Genomic DNA, 16,130 nt, shown 5'->3' with positions numbered 1-16,130 from the left:
TCCTTTTTCTTACATATTGTATAAAACGGTGAGAAGGGGGAGGCAGCAGTGGACATCGATATCGTTTTTTCTGGGGGTGGAGTGAAAGGATTTGCCTTGATTGGAGCGTATGAGGCCATTGAGGAAAAAGGGCTGCGCTGGAAACGGCTTGCCGGGACGAGTGCGGGGGCGATGTTGGCCGCGCTGCTAGCGGCAGGCTACAGTGCTCGCGAGATCGCAGACTTGCTTGGGGAGTTGGAACTTAAGCAGTTTTTGGATGAATCGGCGTCATGGCTTCCCTTTTCCATCTGGAAGTGGGTGCGTCTCTATTGGCATCTCGGTCTTTATGAAGGAAAAGTGCTTGAACAGTGGCTTGAGTCGGTGCTTGCCGCCCGCGGGGTGCGGACGTTTCAAGATGTGCCGGCCGGCAGTTTGTATATCGTCGCCTCTGATGTCACAAACGGTCGCATCGTCGTGCTGCCGGACGATTTAAACGAATATGGCATTGACCCGAGCTCGTTTTCCGTCGCCAAAGCGGTGCGGATGAGCGTTAGCATTCCTTATTTTTTCGAGCCGGTTCGCCTCCAAGGGAAAAACGGTACGGCTCTCATCGTCGATGGGGGGGTGTTGAGCAACTTTCCGCTTTTTCTCTTTGATGAGGAAAAGCGGACGAAAAAGCGACCGGTGCTTGGCATCCAGCTGAGCGCTAAGCCAGGCGAGCGACCAAGACAAAAAATCTCCAATGCTTTACATTTGTATGAGGCGCTGTTTGAAGCGATGAAAGAGGCGCATGACGCCCGCTACATTTCCCGCCGCCATGAAAAAAATATCGTCTTTTTACCAGTAAAAAACGTCATTTCGACCGAGTTTTCTGTCGATCCGGAGGTGCGGCGAAATCTTATCGATTACGGGCGCGAGCGGACGCGGCAATTTTTGCAGCAATGGGCATACTAGGTAAGGAACGGTGTGATTGCGACACCCTCGATGAAGAAAATCGGATAATCACGCGCCAAGGAGCATCACCCTTCTCTCGCGGACAGCGGTAGACAAAAAAAGAATCAAGCTAAAACGAAGCTCGATTCTTTTTTTTGCCTTTTTTTCCATCGATCACGGTTAAATGCGGGGTTGCTGTCCGCTTTTTCAGCGGCCGTTTCAGTTTCGCCGGCTTTGGCTGCTTGCGCCCGGAACGGGGATGGAGCTTTTTCGACTGCCGCACCGCTTTTAAATACGACAACCGTTCTTTATCGAATCGACGTTGATACACGAAACGATAAAAGAGATAAATTGCGGCTACAAACATTGCAACAAACAACAGCTGGCGGAACAGCACCGTCGGATGGGCAAAAAGGGTATAGACAATACCAAGCGTTCCAAGCAAGATCATGAGACCGACGAGTGGGTGAATGGCCCTGCGCCGCAATGAATCCACCCCCTTTAGTCAATTACTGTGCCGCTTTTTTCGCTTCAGCTTCCGCTTCCAACTGAAGAAGCTGCTGAAACGAGGCGATGGCCACTTCCACTTGAGCATCGTCTGGTTCTTTTGTCGTCAGCCGCTGCAGCCATAGCCCAGGGTAGCCGAGCCAACGCAGCAGCGGAACATCTCTCAATTTATTTGTAAACTGCAATACTTCAAACGAAACGCCAAGTACAACAGGAATTAAGGCAAGTCGGTTAACAATCCGCAGCCAAAGCGGATCGGTCGGCACGAACAAATAAAGGAATAAGCCGACGATGACCGTAAATAAAATAAAGCTGCTGCCGCACCGATAGTGAAGGCGCGAGGCGCGCTGAACATGCTCAACGGTTAGCGGCCAGCCCGCTTCATAGGCGTTGATGACTTTATGTTCCGCGCCGTGGTATTGGAAGACGCGCTTCACAAGCGGCGTTAACGAAATAAAGTAAATATAGCCAAGCAGCAGAGCAAGTTTAAAAACCCCTTCAAGCAAAATCTGTCCTGTCTTCCCGGGGACAAGCGGTTTGAAAGAAGCAGCGGCGAGCGCCGGGATGAGTGTAAAAATCGTTTTGGCGAATAGAAACGACAGTACACCGATGGCCGCAGCGCCGAGAATGAGCGTCAGTTTGGAGCTGCTTTCCTCAACCGCCTCCTGTTCCTCCCCTGGAGCCACCTCATACCGCTCACTCGCAAACTGTAAATGTTTGGCTCCGTTCGCACTCGCTTCGATAATGGCGATGATGCCGCGAACGAACGGAATTTTCTTAAAGGCGGCCAGCGTCGGATTGGCGCGGCGCGGCAAGGAAAAGTATTCAATCGTTCCATCATTGCGGCGAACAGCGGTGACAGAGTGCGTTTTGCCGGCAAACATCACTCCTTCGATGACCGCTTGGCCGCCGTATAACGGTTTATCCATTTGTTTCATCAAGCAAACACCAACCTATTTTTATGTTTATTATTTTATTCTACAGGAAACGTTCGGAAACCTCTAGGTTGATGTTATTGTTATGATTGCCAAAAAATCCATTATTTACACAACGCCAATCATTTTTTTCGCTTGATTCATGGTGCGACAAGCTGTAGGTCATACTAACGGACAAGGAGGTGCAGCATGATGGCGGAACAACAAGGAAAGCTCGAGCAGGAGAAAACAGAGCGGCCCATGACACTCCTGCAAAAAACGATCATTATCGGATTTGTCGGCGGGGTGTTTTGGAGTCTAATCGGCTATTTAGCCCACTTTTTCAACTTTAGCGAAATCAGCCCAAACATGATTTTGACTCCTTGGGTCGCCGGTGAATGGAAACACGGAAAAGTGGGCAACTATGTGGCAATCGTGTTGATCGGTGTCATTTCCATTGCCGCGGCGCTTCTTTACTATGCGTTGCTGCGAAAAATTCGTGGTATGTGGCCAGGCATTTTATACGGTGCTGCGTTGTGGGTTGTGATCTTTTATTTATTCAATCCGTTATTTCCAAACGTCCAACCGGTCGCTGATTTGAACATGAATACAGTCATTACGACACTTTGTTTATACATTTTATACGGGGTGTTCGTCGGATATTCGATTTCCTTTGAGACACAGGAAATGAATCGGGGATCTCAAAGCGCCGGGAAAGAGGCAGCGAAGGAAGGAAGTTGACGAAGAGCTCCTTCATTTAACTTAACAAAAATGATGCCCCTTCTGTAAAACCGATGTATAGCGGAAACTTCTCCTCTTATGGTAAAATAAAGAAGGTTTTCGTGCGATTTGGCATCGCGTTATAGCTGGTGACGAACGGTCGTGTCAAGCCGATGAATGGCGCCTCCTTTGGCATGATCGTAGCTGAAAAGCCCCCATTTCATGGTCTACTGACGCGTGGGGGAGAGGGCAAATTCACGGGAAGAGGAGAATGAAGGATGGAAAAGCTGGAAAAACTTCGGGCGCTTCTTGAGGAGCAGCATATTGATGGGCTTTTAGTGACAAACGGCTACAATCGACGTTACATCACTGGGTTCACCGGCACGGCCGGCGTCGCGATTGTCAGCCGTGAAGGGGCGGTTTTTATTACAGATTTCCGCTATGTCGAACAAGCATCCAAACAAGTCGAAGGCTTTGAGATTGTTCAACATAGCGGGCCGATCATTGAGGAAATTGCGAAGCAAGTAAAGCGGCTTGGTATCGGAAAGCTTGGCTTCGAGCAGGAACATGTAACGTATGCGGCATATAAAGCGTATGAGGAAGCGATCAGCGCCGAGCTTGTGCCCACGGCTCATGTAGTGGAAAAGTTGCGCTTGATTAAGTCGGAAGCAGAGATTAAGATATTAAAGGAAGCAGCGGAAATCGCCGATGCAGCATTTGCCCATATTTTGTCGTTCATCCGTCCGGGTGTCAAAGAAATCGAAGTAGCGAATGAGCTCGAGTTTTTTATGCGCAAGCAAGGAGCGTCTTCTTCTTCCTTTGAGACGATCGTCGCGTCCGGTTACCGTTCGGCGTTGCCGCACGGGGTGGCGTCAGAGAAAACGATTGAGCGCGGCGAGCTTGTCACGCTTGATTTCGGGGCTTACTACAAAGGATATTGTTCCGATATCACAAGGACGGTTGCCGTCGGCGAAATCAACGACGAACTGAAAACGATTTATGATATCGTCCTTGAGGCGCAGCGGCGCGGTATGGACGGTCTTAAGGCAGGCATGACCGGCAAAGAGGCTGATGCGTTAACGCGCGATTATATCCGCGAAAAAGGGTACGGCGACTATTTCGGCCATTCGACGGGCCATGGCATTGGTCTTGAGATTCACGAAGGGCCGACGCTTTCGTTCCGTTCTGATGTGGTGCTCGAGCCGGGCATGGTCGTCACCGTCGAGCCGGGCATTTATATCCCGGGACTTGGCGGGGTGCGCATTGAAGACGACACAGTCATTACTGGCGACGGGAACGAAGCGCTCACTCATTCGCCGAAAGAACTAATCATTTTATAACGGATTGCGTGAGGAGGAATTTCAGTCAATGATTTCAGTGAACGATTTTCGCACAGGGCTTACGATTGAGGTCGACGGCGAGATTTGGCGCGTCCTTGAGTTCCAGCATGTTAAGCCGGGCAAAGGGGCGGCGTTCGTCCGTTCGAAGCTGCGCAACTTGCGTACCGGCGCCATTCAAGAGCGGACGTTCCGCGCTGGCGAAAAAGTAAACCGGGCACAAATTGATACGCGCAAAATGCAATATTTATACGCTAACGGCGACTTGCATGTCTTTATGGATATGGAAACATACGAACAAATCGAGCTGCCAGCGAAACAAATTGAGTATGAGCTGAAGTTCTTAAAAGAAAACATGGAAGTATTTATCATGATGTATCAAGGCGAAACGATCGGTGTTGAGCTGCCGAACACCGTCGAGTTGAAAGTCGTTGAAACAGAGCCGGGCATCAAAGGTGACACGGCTTCCGGCGGTTCGAAGCCGGCCAAGCTCGAAACCGGTCTTGTCGTTCAAGTGCCGTTTTTCGTCAATGAAGGCGACACGCTCATCATTAACACGGCTGACGGTACGTACGTTTCGCGGGCATAAGCAGCCAAAAAGGGACAGCACCAGTCCGGAAAATTCCGGACTGGTGCTGTTTTTTTATGCATGAAAGCAGATTGGCTGGTTTTCATGCCGCTTTGATGTTCATCTCTGTTTTCACCGCCAAAAACTTCTTCTGAAATGGCTTGTTCCCGCATACGTTTGTACTAATCAATCCCATTTTTCGAAACAGGAGGGGCCTATGAAACATTGGCTGCGATCGTTCGATCCGTCCGTGTTGGCGATGGCCAGTATGCGGATGTTATCGGCGTTCATTGAACTCTGCGCAGCGTTATTGATGTTGGCGTTCAACGATGTCAAAAAAGCGCTCGCCATCAACGCTGGACTCGCCGTCGTCGGCCCGACTGTGATGATCGTGACGATGACGATCGGGCTGCTTTCACTGGCGGACGAGCTTTCGTTTTCCCGTCTTGGACTTGTCGCGCTTGGGGTGGCACTCATTTTGTTTGCTATTTACAAGTAAGGAATAAACGGCATATTCCGCCCATACATATGAACTAGTCCACGAGAAAAGGAGGAGGGCCATGGAAGCGGTATGGGGAATTTTGCCGAAAACGATCGCTATGGCGGTGCAGCAGCTCCCTTCATGGCGTGACGGAATTGAAGAAATCCGTATCCGCGTCTCCCGGCCGCTTGAGGTGATTGCCAACGGAACGGCCCGCTTATTGCCATATGAGGTAACGAAAGAGGATGGCGTGCAGTTACTGAACAAATTGAGCCGTTATTCAATTTATGCTGTCGAAGAAGAGCTAAAGCGCGGGTTTATGACGATCGAAGGGGGGCATCGCGTCGGGCTCGCCGGCAAGGTCATCACAGAAGGCGGCAAGGTGAAGGCCATTCGTGACGTTGCCTCTTTTAATATCCGCATCGCCAAAGAACAAGTCGGCATCGCCGATCCACTGATTCCGTATGTGTATGATGGACGTTGGTGCCACACGATGATCATCGGTTCACCGCAAACTGGAAAAACGACGTTGCTGCGCGACGTAGCGCGCCTTATCAGCAGCGGAACAGAGCGCATCCCAGCGCAAAAGGTGGCGATCGTTGATGAGCGCTCGGAAATCGCCGGCTGTGTGAAAGGGATTCCGCAATTTTCTTTCGGCCCGCGTCTCGATGTGTTGGATGCCTGTCCGAAAGCGGAAGGAATGATGATGATGATCCGCTCGATGAGCCCGGATGTCATTATCGTCGATGAAATTGGGCGTGAGGAAGATAGTGAAGCGGTGCTCGAGGCAGCGAACGCCGGCGTCTCTGTATGGACGACCGTGCATGGTCGCAGCATCAAAGACGTTCAACAGCGGCCGACGCTAGGTTCGGTGATGGAGCAAAAGGTATTTGAACGGTTTATTGAACTGACGAACATCCCCCATCCTGGCGCGATCCGGCGCATTCTCGATGCCAGTGGGACGGTGTTGTATGAACAACGGACGGTGGTAAGCCGATGAAATGGTTTGGTGCATTGCTCATCATTGCCGCATCGACATGGCTAGGATTCGCGGCCGCCCATGCTTTGTATGAGAGACCGCGCCAGCTCCGCCAACTGAAAGCAGCGCTCAGGGCGCTTGAGGCTGAAGTGATGTACGGGCATACGCCGCTCGCTGAAGCGTCTGCCCATATCGCTCGGCAAACGGCTACCCCAGTATGCGAGTTGTTTTTTCGGTTTGCCGAGACGTTGCGCAACGAAGAGACGAGCGTGGTGGAGGCATGGGAGAAAAGTTTACAAGCCTCATGGGGGAAAACAGCGCTGAAACAAGGGGAATTGGAAGTGATGAAGCAATTTGGTGCCACGCTCGGCCAGTATGACCGGCTGACGCAGCAAAAGCAAATCGCGTTGGCGCTCGCCCATTTAGAGCGGGAGGAAGAGGAAGCGATCGACAATCAAGCTCGCTATGCCAAAATGGCGAAAAGTTTAGGTGTGTTGGCCGGGCTGCTGCTCGTTATTTTACTCATGTAGACAGGAGGCAGGAATGAATGGGCATCGATGTCGATATCATTTTAAAAATCGCCGGCGTCGGCATCGTCATCGCGTTTTTGCATACGGTGCTCGATCAGATGGGACGGAAAGAATACGCCCAATGGGTGACGCTGCTCGGCTTTATTTATATTTTGTTTATGGTCGCCTCGATTGTGAGCGATTTGTTCCAAAAAATTAAAGACGTCTTTTTGTTTCACGGGTAGGGGGGATTGGCCATTGATATTTTGCAAATTGTCAGCCTCGGGTTGATTGCGACGTTTTTAGTTGCATTGTTAAAGGAACAAAAATCAAACCTCGCCTTTTTATTAACGGTTTTTGTTGGCTGCACGATTTTCTTGCTGCTTGTTGACCAAATTAGTGAAATTTTGCTGATGCTGCGGGAAATGGCGGAGGGCGCCCATATCCAAATGGTGTACTTAGAAACGATGTTGAAGATTATCGGCATTGCCTACATTGCCGAATTTGCCGCACAAATTTCCAAGGACGCTGGTCAAGGGGCGATTGCCGCCAAAATTGAGCTCGGCGGCAAAATTGTCATTTTGGCGCTTGCTGTTCCGATTTTGACCGCCATTATTGAAGCGGTCGTTAGCCTCATTCCGACGGCACGATAAGGAGGGAACGAATTGAAACGGACAGCGTTCCTTATGGCCGGACTGCTTTTTCTCTTTTTTTGTCCGCTAGTTGTACAAGCTGAAAGCAACGAGCCGTCTATCAGTGAGCAGCTCGCCCGGCTTGATGTGAGCGATATTCGCCGCTATTGGGAAACGATCGTCAACGAATACGGCGGCTTTTTGCCGGAAAGCGAAAAAGGATCACTTGCCGATTTTTTAAGCGGTGAGCGGCAATGGTCGCCTGCTGAATGGCTGAAAGCGCTCACCCGTTACTTATTTTACGAATTGCAAGTAAACGGGAAGTTGCTCGGCACGCTCATTTTGCTCGCTGTATTCAGCACGGTGCTGCAATCGTTGCAAAACGCGTTCGCTCAGCAGGAGGTGAGCAAAATTGCCCAAGCGGTCATCTATATGGTGCTGTTGTTGATTGCTCTAAATAGCTTTCGCCTCGCTGCTGACTATGCACTTGGGGCAGTGCAGACGATGAGCCATTTCATCATCGCTCTCATCCCGCTGCTGCTCGCGCTGCTTGCTTCTTCTGGCGGGGTTGTATCGGCAGCGTTTTTTCACCCGATCATTTTGTTTTTGATGAACACAACAGGGACGGTCGTTGAATATGTCACATTGCCCCTTTTGTTGCTGGCGGCGCTACTTGCTATTGTCAGCACGCTCAGCGACCGGTATAAGGCGACCCAGCTTGCCGATTTGTTGAACAAAGTCGCCCTCGGTTTGCTCGGCATCATTTTAACGGTTTTTCTTGGGGTGATGTCAGTGCGTGGGGCAACAACGGCGGTGGCGGATGGCGTCGCTTTAAGGGCGGCGAAGTTTGTCACCGGCAACTTCATTCCAGTCGTCGGCAAACTGTTTACTGATGCCGCCGATACAGTTGTCGCTGCTTCCATGCTGCTGAAAAACGCTGTTGGGTTAGTTGGGGTAGCGATTTTATTAATGATCGCTCTCTTTCCAGCGGTGAAAATTTTCGCGATTGTCATCGTCTACAAACTATCAGCCGCCTTATTGCAGCCGCTCGGCGGCGGGCCGGTGCTTTCATGCCTCAACATCATCAGCAAAAGCATCGGCTATGTGTTAGCGGCGCTGCTCATCGTATCGCTGATGTTTTTCCTCAGTCTTACGGTTATGGTCATGGCAGGGAACATTACGATGATGGTCCGCTAGGAGGAACGGTATGCAGTTTGTCATTGAATGGGTTACGAACATCATTTTGTTTTTGCTGTTTGCCATCGTCATCGACTTTTTGCTGCCGTCCGGAACGATGCAAAAATATGTCAAAATGGCCATCGGACTCATGCTGTTGCTCGTGATGCTCAGGCCCGTGCTCCAGCTCACCTCGATTGATCCGGAACAGCTAGTCGCTTCGGCAATCGCCCGTTTTTCCGACGGCCAAACGAGCGATGAAACGATAAAAAATCAAATCGAGCAAAAGAAAAAAGAAATACAAGCTTCACAACGCGCATATATTTTAGAACAAATGGCTGTCCAGTTGGAAAACGACGTAAATGAGGAGTTGATGGAAAAGTATGGATTGAAGGCTGATGTCAACATTTACGCTGATGACAAAGAAAGTTGGCGCATGCCGGATGACATCGAGAGGATCGAAGTCGTACTTTCTAAACAACAACCTGCCGGGACGGTGGAGCCGGTCATCATCGATACGACGAAACCACCGGCTTCGCTTGAGGGCGATGCATCGCTGGCCGAAGAGGTGCGCACCTTTCTCGCCGGCAAGTGGGAAGTCGATAAAAATAAAACGGCTCTTCTCCTCGCCGCCGAAAGAAGGGGACGGGGATGGAGTCCGAAAAAAAATGCCGTTTTCCTATGTTGTGGCCCTGTTGTTGGCCGGCGTTGCGCTTATGGTAGTGAGCCACTTTACGAAAAGTGGGGAAGATGTTCCGGCAACGCCTTCCGCTGAGCAATCAGATGCTCCATCCGAGCCGGCGTTTTTGTCAAGCAAAGAGACGAAAGAGAAAGTGATTGCCGCCTATGAGGAAAGGTATGAAAAAGAATTAAAAGCCGCACTCGAAGCCATTGAAGGAGTGGAGGATGTCACCGTAGTTGTCAACCTTGATTCGACAGAGTTGAAATTATTTGAGAAAAAACGATCGACCCAGAAGCAAACAACGAAGGAAGGCGACAAGGAAGGCGGAAAACGGACGATTGAAAACGAGTCAACCAATGAAGAAGTGATCATTATCCGCAACGGCGAAGAAGAAACGCCGCTTGTTGTCGCCACGAAAAAGCCTGACATTCGTGGCGTGCTTGTCGTCGCTAAAGGAGCGGACAACTTGCAAATTAAAAAATGGATTGTCGAGGCTGTGACGCGAGTGTTAAACGTTCCAAGCTATCGCGTCGCTGTCTTGCCGAAAAAATGACCGGGTAAGGGGAGGAGATCGGCATGTTGAAAAAACAAACCGTGTGGCTGTTGACGATGTTAAGCTTAGTGGTTGTGCTATCGGTCTATTACGTGACGGCGCCAAAAGAGATGGGGGACAGCACAGCGTTTACCACCAATGGTAAAGCAGATAAAACAAAAGAACAGCCAAGTGTCTCCATTGAAGAAACGGGGGCGAAAGACAATCCATCAAAAGCTGACAAAACAGACGATGATTTGTTTATGGCGCTGCGCATGAAAATTGAAGATGAACGAAGCCGGCTGCGCGATGAGCTGAACGCCATCGTCGCTTCGGCGAACGCGACGGCGGAAGAGAAAAATGAGGCGTTGGATAAAATTGAACAGCTGCAAGCTCTGTCTGAAAAAGAAGCGACATTGGAGACACTTATTAAATCAAAAGGCGGTTATGAAGATGTGTTCGTGCGCGCTGATGACGACCAAGTGCGCGTGACGATTAAAGCGAAAGAAAGCTCAGCCAAATCGGCCAACGAAGTGATCCATATGGTGAAAAAGGAAATTCCGGACGCCGAATATGTGACCGTTGAGTTCCAGCCGGCGGGATGAACGTGCTGCTCGATATAGGAGCAGCTTCTTTTTTGCACAAAAACCTTTTGTTTGTCCTATGGTTGTGTGTATAATCGTTATGAGCGCGTTTTATTACCTTCTGCTAAGAATGGACTTCTTGACAATGGAAGAAAGGTGTGAGGTCGATGAAAATTCAAGAAATCCGTGAATTGATTCGGTTGGTTGACCAATCTTCGATCGACGAATTTGTATACGAACAAGGTGAAACGAAAGTACATATGAAAAAAGCCGCGACGGCTGTTGCAGCCGAGCCGACGGTAGCCGTACAGGCGACGCCTGCTGCTCCGGTCGTTGTTGAACCGGCTCCGACAGCTCCTCCGGTTCAAACAGCCGCTCCGGAAGCGCCGGCTCCAGAAGCGGAAAAACCAGCTGCTCCGGAAGTCAAGCAAGCGCCAGAGGGCAACTTCCACCAAATTACGTCGCCGATGGTCGGCACGTTTTACGCTGCTCCGGCGCCAGATAAGCCGCCTTATGTGAAGCCGGGCGATAAAGTGAAAAAAGATACGGTTGTTTGCATTATTGAAGCGATGAAGCTGTTTAATGAAATTGAAGCGGAAGTCGACGGCGAAATTGTCGAGGTGCTCGTGCAAAACGGCCAGCTCGTCGAATACGGCCAGCCGTTATTTTTGGTCAAGCCTGAATAAGGGAGAGAACGGAGAATGATCAAAAAAGTGTTAGTGGCAAACCGCGGGGAAATCGCTGTCCGCATCATCCGCGCTTGCCGCGAGCTCGGCATTGAGACGGTCGCCGTGTTTTCGGAAGCTGATCGCGACGCCCTGCATGTGCAGCTCGCGGATGAGGCGTACTGCATCGGACCGACCGCTTCAAAAGACAGTTATTTAAATTTCACGAACATCATGAGCGTCGCCACGCTAACCGGTTGTGACGCCATTCACCCGGGTTACGGATTTTTGGCGGAGAATGAGGCATTTGCCGAGCTGTGCCGTGAGTGCAATGTTACGTTTATCGGTCCGAGTCCGGAAGCGATTACAAAAATGGGCATTAAAGATATCGCTCGCGAGACGATGCGTGAAGCCGGCGTGCCGATCGTGCCCGGATCGCGCGGAGTGATTGAAAGCATTGATGAAGCGCGGGCCATCGCCGCAGAGATCGGCTACCCGGTCATCATTAAAGCGACGGCCGGCGGCGGCGGAAAAGGGATTCGCGTCGCCCGCAACGAAGAGGAGCTCATCAAAGGGATTAACATCACTCAGCAAGAAGCGGCAACTGCATTCGGCAATCCAGGCGTGTATATTGAAAAGTATATTGAAGATTTTCGCCATGTTGAGATTCAAGTGCTGGCCGATTCGTACGGCAATACGATCCATCTCGGCGAGCGCGACTGCACGATTCAGCGCCGGCTGCAAAAGCTTGTTGAAGAAGCTCCATCGCCAGCGCTCGATGATGAGATTCGCCAAAAAATGGGCGAAGCGGCGGTCAAGGCGGCAAAAGCGGTCAATTACACCGGCGCCGGCACGGTTGAATTTATTTTCGACCACCGGAACAACGAGTTTTATTTCATGGAGATGAATACGCGCATTCAAGTCGAGCATCCAGTCACCGAGTTGATCACTGGCGTCGATTTAGTGAAAGAGCAAATCCGCATCGCATCCGGTGAAAAGCTGTCCCTCACCCAAGAGGACGTCGTCTTTAACGGTTGGGCGATTGAATGCCGCATCAACGCGGAAAATCCGGCGAAAAACTTCATGCCGTCGCCGGGGAAAATCGCCATGTACTTGCCGCCAGGTGGGCCGGGTGTGCGCGTCGATTCCGCTGCTTATCCAGGTTATGCGATTCCGCCGTATTACGACTCGATGATCGCTAAATTGATCGTCCATGCACCGACGCGCGAGGAAGCGATCGCCCGCATGAGACGAGCGCTTGGCGAGTTTATCATCGAAGGCATTCATACGACGATTCCGTTCCACATAAAATTAATGGAGCATGAGAAATTTCAAAGCGGCGAGTTTAATACAAAGTTTTTGGAGTTATATGATATTATGAAGGCGGAATAGGAGGTGCCTTATGTCTGAACATGTGTTTGAACCCAGTCAGGAGTATGCTGGGCTTGGCAAAGTGGAAATCGCACCGGAGGTCATTGAAGTGATCGCCGGCATCGCGGCGAGCGAAGTTGACGGCATCGCGCAAATGCGCGGCAATTTCGCCGCCGGCGTCGCGGAACGGTTCGGCAAAAAATATCATGGCAAAGGTGTGAAAGTCGACTTGCGCGACGACGGCGTCGTGATCGATCTGTACTGTCTTGTTCAATTCGGCGCATCGATTCCAAACGTGGCGAAAAAAGTGCAAGAAAATGTGCGCCAAGCGCTTTGGAACATGACTGGCTTGGAAACGAGCGAAGTAAACGTCCACATTGTCGGCATCCAGTTTGAGACCGGAAAGCCGGAGCAAGATGCGGTCGAACAACGGTAACGCAACAAAAGGCAGCTGCTTTCGAAGCAGCCGCCTTTTGTTTTTTTCGCCAAAGTTTGTTATTGTAATGAACGGGGCCGTTAGCACGGCTAGCGGTAGCAAACCGGTATCGCTAATGATTTGTGGGAAAGGGCTGGCTTTTTCCGAAAAATATGATATGATTTCAATATAAATGTTCGTGTTTAGGGAGGAGGAAGGTAATGAAGCGGCATGAAGCACGCGAAAAGGCGTTACAGGCGCTATTCCAAATCGATGTTGGTCACATTCCTCCTGATGAGGCGATCGGCAATGTGACAGGAAGCGGCGAAGTGGATCCGTTTTTGCGCCAGCTCGTATTCGGTGTTATTGAGCACCGGGCGGAAATTGACGAGCTGTTGCGCTCGAATTTGGAAAAATGGAAGCTCGAGCGGGTCGCCAATGTTGACCGGGTTATTTTACGAATGGCGACGTATGAAATGAAATATGTCGATGACGTGCCAGTGAGTGTCAGCCTCGATGAGGCGGTTGAACTAGCGAAAAAATTTGGCGATTGGAAATCCGGAAGCTTTGTCAACGGCGTGCTTTCAAAAGTGAAAGCGGCGTTGCAAAAGTAACAACCGCAAGCAGCAAACGAAGTTTCGATTTACCTAGGTGTAGGCGGACTCATATTGACCAATGAATGAGGAGAGGGGAAGCGAGACACAATGACAGCACAAATCATTAGCGGAACGGAATTGGCAAAAACGATTCGCGCCGAATTGGCGGATGAAGTAGCAAAGTTAAAGGCAAACGGCATCGAACCGGGACTGGCCGTCATTCTTGTTGGCGACGACCCCGCATCGCATTCCTATGTGAAAGGAAAACAAAAAGCGTGTGCCGAAGTCGGCATTCGTTCACTCCTTTACACATTTCCGGCCACGATCAGCGAAGAAGAGTTGCTCGCCAAAATTCAAGAGCTGAACGCTGATCCGACAGTGCACGGCATTTTAGTGCAGCTGCCGCTACCTGCTCATATTCGCGAGTGGTCGGTGATTGAAACAATCGCTCCGGAAAAAGATGTCGACGGGTTTCATCCGATTAATGTTGGAAAAATGATGATCGGCCAGCCGGCGTTTCTTCCGTGCACCCCGCACGGCGTACTGGTGATGGTCAAATCGGCGGGCATCGACATCGCCGGAAAGCATGTTGTCGTCGTCGGACGCAGCAATATCGTCGGCAAGCCGGTCGGCCAGCTGTTTTTGCGTGAACATGCGACCGTCACCTACGCTCACTCGAAAACACCGGATTTGGCCGCCATCACCCGCCAGGCTGACATTTTAATCGTTGCTGTCGGCAAGGCACGCCTTATCGGCCCGGAACATGTGAAGCCGGGAGCGGTCGTCATTGACGTCGGCGTCAACCGACTGGAGAGCGGCAAATTGTGCGGTGATGTCGATTTCGACGCCGTCAAAGAAGTGGCCAGCTATGTGACGCCGGTGCCGGGAGGGGTCGGGCCGATGACGATTACGATGCTGTTGCACAATACGATGGAAGCAGCACGGCAGCTCGCTGCGAAGTGAGGGCGTTTTTTGTGGAAGTAAAATACGTGACCGTCGGAGCGCTGACAAAATACATCAAGCGCAAATTCGACGTTGATCCCCATTTGCGCGATTTATGGATAAAAGGTGAGATTTCAAACTTTAAACAGCATTCGCGCGGCCATATGTACTTTACATTAAAAGATAGCGAGGCGCGCATCGCTGCGGTCATGTTCGCCGGCTACAATCAGCATTTGCCGTTCCGCCCCGAAGACGGAATGAACGTGCTCGTACGTGGGGAAATTTCCGTCTATGAACCGAACGGCAACTATCAACTATATGTGAAAGAAATGCAGCCGGAAGGCATCGGCCGCCTATATTTAGCGTACGAACAGCTGAAACAGCGGCTTGAAGCGGAAGGGCTGTTTTCGTCGGCTCATAAAAAGCCGCTGCCAGCGTTTCCGCGCTGTGTCGGCGTCGTCACGTCACCGACCGGGGCGGCGGTGCGGGATATTATGACGACGATTCGTCGTCGCTATCCGCTCGCGAAAGTCATTTTATTTCCAGCGCTCGTGCAAGGGGAAGGGGCAGCGCCGTCGATCGTGCGCGCTATCGAGCGGGCGAATGATTTTAGCGAGGTTGACGTGCTTATCGTCGGTCGCGGGGGCGGCTCGATTGAAGAGCTGTGGGCGTTTAACGAAGAAATCGTCGCCCGCGCCATTTTCGCTTCCCGCGTGCCGGTCATTTCCGCCGTCGGCCACGAGACGGATTTTACCATCGCCGATTTTGTCGCGGATTTGCGGGCGCCAACGCCGACGGCGGCGGCTGAGCTGGCAGTGCCGCACATCGGGGAGTTGGCTGAGCGGATCGCCGAGCGGAAATGGCGGCTCATCCGTGCCATGAAAGAGCGGCTGGCGGCCAACCAGGAGCGGCTCGCTCGACTACAGGCGTCGTACGCATTCCGCTATCCGAAGCGTCTTTATGAACAAAAAGAGCAGCAGCTCGACGCGTTGCTCGAACGACTCGCCCGCCAACGCGAACGGCTGGTGGATAAAAAACGCCAGCGGCTGCGAGAATTGCACCTGAGACTGTGGCGCCATCACCCGGAGGCGGAGCTTGAGCGGATGAAAGAGCGGCAAAAAGCGACCGCCGTCGCGCTTGAAAAAGCGATGCGCACCGCCTTGGAGCGCCATGCGTTCCGCTTTCGTTCCCATGTCGCTCGGCTGGAAGCGCTCAGCCCGCTCCGCATCATGGAACGCGGCTATAGTTTGGTGTACAATGAGCGGCACGAGCTTGTGAAACGGATCGGTCAACTCCAGGTCGGTGAGCGCCTGTCCATCCGGGTTCAAGACGGACAAGTCGATTGCCAAGTGATGGGAGTGGAGGAAAAAACGACATGAGCGAAGAAAAAGAAATGACGTTTGAAGAAGCAATGAAACAGCTGGAATCGATCGTTGAAAAATTGGAAGAGGGAAACGTGCCGCTTGAAGATGCCATTGCCTTTTTTCAAGAAGGCATGAAACTGTCGAAACTTTGCCATGATAAATTGCAGCACGTTGAAAAACAGCTCGAGTATATGTTGCGCGAAGACGGCGAGCTCGTTCCTTTTTCGCCAGAGGAGGCATGACA

General features: G+C 51.3%; 21 protein-coding genes and 1 pseudogene. 20 read left to right on the top strand and 2 right to left on the bottom strand.

Annotated features, from left to right (window positions below):
* The first annotated feature begins 48 nt into the window (after positions 1-48).
* Positions 49-933, top strand: a complete 885-nt coding sequence (locus IC804_RS03930; protein WP_008879825.1) for a patatin-like phospholipase family protein — start codon at positions 49-51, stop codon at positions 931-933.
* A 109-nt stretch (positions 934-1,042) separates the two neighbouring features.
* Here the strand turns inward: IC804_RS03930 and IC804_RS03925 are convergent, their stop codons facing one another.
* Positions 1,043-1,399, bottom strand: coding sequence for an SA1362 family protein (locus IC804_RS03925; protein ID WP_008879824.1), 357 nt, complete (start codon positions 1,397-1,399; stop codon positions 1,043-1,045).
* A gap of 22 nt (positions 1,400-1,421) precedes the next feature.
* On the bottom strand, positions 1,422-2,348 hold the full coding sequence (locus IC804_RS03920) for a DUF1385 domain-containing protein (RefSeq protein ID WP_171355469.1): 927 nt from the start codon (positions 2,346-2,348) through the stop codon (positions 1,422-1,424).
* Positions 2,349-2,543: 195 nt separating this feature from the next.
* On the opposite strand from IC804_RS03920, the gene IC804_RS03915 reads away from it, so the two are divergent.
* The 19 genes and pseudogenes from IC804_RS03915 to IC804_RS03825 all read left to right on the top strand — a co-directional run bounded on the left by IC804_RS03915 (position 2,544) and on the right by IC804_RS03825 (position 16,128).
* The gene (locus IC804_RS03915) at positions 2,544-3,074 is read left to right on the top strand and encodes a YqhR family membrane protein (protein WP_008879822.1); all 531 of its coding nucleotides are present in this window, start codon (positions 2,544-2,546) and stop codon (positions 3,072-3,074) included.
* A 257-nt stretch (positions 3,075-3,331) separates the two neighbouring features.
* On the top strand, positions 3,332-4,393 hold the full coding sequence (locus tag IC804_RS03910) for a M24 family metallopeptidase (protein WP_008879821.1): 1,062 nt from the start codon (positions 3,332-3,334) through the stop codon (positions 4,391-4,393).
* Between the two features lie 28 nt (positions 4,394-4,421).
* The gene (gene efp / locus IC804_RS03905) at positions 4,422-4,979 is read left to right on the top strand and encodes an elongation factor P (protein ID WP_008879820.1); all 558 of its coding nucleotides are present in this window, start codon (positions 4,422-4,424) and stop codon (positions 4,977-4,979) included.
* Positions 4,980-5,175: 196 nt separating this feature from the next.
* A complete protein-coding gene (locus IC804_RS03900) occupies positions 5,176-5,457 on the top strand; it encodes a YqhV family protein (protein ID WP_008879819.1) in 282 nt (93 codons plus the stop codon).
* Between the two features lie 61 nt (positions 5,458-5,518).
* Positions 5,519-6,439 carry a stage III sporulation protein AA gene (gene spoIIIAA / locus IC804_RS03895; protein WP_008879818.1) on the top strand — a complete coding sequence of 307 codons (921 nt, stop codon included), beginning with the start codon at positions 5,519-5,521 and terminating at the stop codon, positions 6,437-6,439.
* Complete coding sequence (spoIIIAB, locus tag IC804_RS03890) at positions 6,436-6,948, top strand: stage III sporulation protein SpoIIIAB (protein WP_008879817.1); 513 nt, start codon at positions 6,436-6,438, stop codon at positions 6,946-6,948. Before spoIIIAA ends, spoIIIAB begins: the two co-directional genes overlap by 4 nt.
* 17 nt (positions 6,949-6,965) lie before the next feature.
* Positions 6,966-7,172, top strand: coding sequence for a stage III sporulation protein AC (gene spoIIIAC / locus IC804_RS03885; RefSeq protein ID WP_008879816.1), 207 nt, complete (start codon positions 6,966-6,968; stop codon positions 7,170-7,172).
* A 6-nt stretch (positions 7,173-7,178) separates the two neighbouring features.
* Positions 7,179-7,580, top strand: coding sequence for a stage III sporulation protein AD (spoIIIAD, locus tag IC804_RS03880; protein ID WP_008879815.1), 402 nt, complete (start codon positions 7,179-7,181; stop codon positions 7,578-7,580).
* A 12-nt stretch (positions 7,581-7,592) separates the two neighbouring features.
* Positions 7,593-8,756 (top strand): stage III sporulation protein AE, encoded by a 1,164-nt coding sequence (spoIIIAE, locus tag IC804_RS03875; RefSeq protein WP_008879814.1) that lies wholly within the window; start codon positions 7,593-7,595, stop codon positions 8,754-8,756.
* Positions 8,757-8,766: 10 nt separating this feature from the next.
* Positions 8,767-9,348, top strand: a pseudogene (spoIIIAF, locus tag IC804_RS03870) (stage III sporulation protein AF); the annotation flags it as partial.
* Positions 9,284-9,970, top strand: a complete 687-nt coding sequence (spoIIIAG, locus tag IC804_RS03865; RefSeq protein ID WP_190300692.1) for a stage III sporulation protein AG — start codon at positions 9,284-9,286, stop codon at positions 9,968-9,970. The pseudogene spoIIIAF and the gene spoIIIAG, both read left to right, overlap by 65 nt.
* Positions 9,971-9,993: 23 nt before the next feature.
* A complete protein-coding gene (locus tag IC804_RS03860) occupies positions 9,994-10,554 on the top strand; it encodes a SpoIIIAH-like family protein (protein ID WP_008879811.1) in 561 nt (186 codons plus the stop codon).
* Between the two features lie 146 nt (positions 10,555-10,700).
* Positions 10,701-11,219: an acetyl-CoA carboxylase biotin carboxyl carrier protein gene (accB, locus tag IC804_RS03855; RefSeq protein WP_008879810.1), complete on the top strand. Its 519-nt coding sequence runs from the start codon at positions 10,701-10,703 to the stop codon at positions 11,217-11,219.
* A 15-nt stretch (positions 11,220-11,234) separates the two neighbouring features.
* Positions 11,235-12,590 carry an acetyl-CoA carboxylase biotin carboxylase subunit gene (accC, locus tag IC804_RS03850; protein WP_008879809.1) on the top strand — a complete coding sequence of 452 codons (1,356 nt, stop codon included), beginning with the start codon at positions 11,235-11,237 and terminating at the stop codon, positions 12,588-12,590.
* 10 nt (positions 12,591-12,600) lie between these two features.
* Positions 12,601-13,005 carry an Asp23/Gls24 family envelope stress response protein gene (locus IC804_RS03845; RefSeq protein ID WP_008879808.1) on the top strand — a complete coding sequence of 135 codons (405 nt, stop codon included), beginning with the start codon at positions 12,601-12,603 and terminating at the stop codon, positions 13,003-13,005.
* A gap of 200 nt (positions 13,006-13,205) precedes the next feature.
* On the top strand, positions 13,206-13,598 hold the full coding sequence (gene nusB, locus IC804_RS03840) for a transcription antitermination factor NusB (RefSeq protein WP_008879807.1): 393 nt from the start codon (positions 13,206-13,208) through the stop codon (positions 13,596-13,598).
* 90 nt (positions 13,599-13,688) lie between these two features.
* Positions 13,689-14,543, top strand: coding sequence for a bifunctional methylenetetrahydrofolate dehydrogenase/methenyltetrahydrofolate cyclohydrolase FolD (gene folD, locus IC804_RS03835; RefSeq protein WP_011887783.1), 855 nt, complete (start codon positions 13,689-13,691; stop codon positions 14,541-14,543).
* An 11-nt stretch (positions 14,544-14,554) separates the two neighbouring features.
* Positions 14,555-15,901 (top strand): exodeoxyribonuclease VII large subunit, encoded by a 1,347-nt coding sequence (xseA, locus tag IC804_RS03830; protein WP_008879805.1) that lies wholly within the window; start codon positions 14,555-14,557, stop codon positions 15,899-15,901.
* Positions 15,898-16,128: an exodeoxyribonuclease VII small subunit gene (locus tag IC804_RS03825; protein WP_008879804.1), complete on the top strand. Its 231-nt coding sequence runs from the start codon at positions 15,898-15,900 to the stop codon at positions 16,126-16,128. Before xseA ends, IC804_RS03825 begins: the two co-directional genes overlap by 4 nt.
* Positions 16,129-16,130: the final 2 nt, after the last annotated feature.

This window comes from Geobacillus sp. 47C-IIb, assembly GCF_014679705.1.
GTDB lineage: Bacteria > Bacillota > Bacilli > Bacillales > Anoxybacillaceae > Geobacillus > Geobacillus thermodenitrificans.
This window is presented reverse-complemented; position numbering and strand designations above follow the sequence as displayed.